The sequence below is a fragment of the Streptomyces sp. AC627_RSS907 genome (assembly GCF_019049165.1).
On the sequence record NZ_JAGMUE010001063.1, the window covers coordinates 1 to 653 of the forward strand.

The following is a 653-nucleotide window of genomic DNA, read 5'->3' on the forward strand; positions in this document are numbered from 1 at the left end:
ATCGAGCACCACGCCGCCATGGTGGTGCCGATCAACCAGCTACGGAACCGGCACGACATCACGCTGGCATTTGCAGCACACACCTCGCCTAGCTATCCGAAGTTCTTCCGGGCCATCGCGCGGGAGGCCTCGGCAAACGCCCGGGCGGCCCGTTCCCGGAGGGAGTCGTGAACGCGGGTTCCGCTCCCTCTGTGGCCAGCAGCAAAACACCAGGACGGCCCGTTTGAAGACGCCTGGGGCGCAACAGCATTGCGAGACGGGCAGCGCGTCGCAGGCGTGTGCGGCAGAAGGATGGAAACGTGAACATTAGCGATGAGAACGGCGTCAGGATCGCCCATGTCGGAATCGATGAGGCTCTTGGTCGTGATTGGCGCAAGGAACAGCCGGACGCCGACCTGGTGCGGGTCAAGGATCCCGACATCACGGGCTGGCAGCCTCTTCGCGAGGCGGGGTTCACGGTCAAGCCCGGCTGGATCACCTGGCTCGCGCCCGCTTGTGCGAGTCAAGAGGATTTCCTGATGCGTATGTCGCGCCGCTCTCGGCGCGGGGCCCGAAGCAGCGCTGACGCCCTGGCGGAACGAGGAGTCGCGTTGGCCTCGAGGTCGCCACTGGACTCCGCCCAAATGGATGAGTTCCTCACGGTGTACGAAGCC

At 65.1% G+C, this 653-nt stretch carries 1 pseudogene; it reads left to right on the plus strand.

The features are described from left to right. Positions 1-299: 299 nt before the first annotated feature. A pseudogene (locus KUM32_RS40265) lies at positions 300-653 on the plus strand (hypothetical protein); the annotation flags it as partial.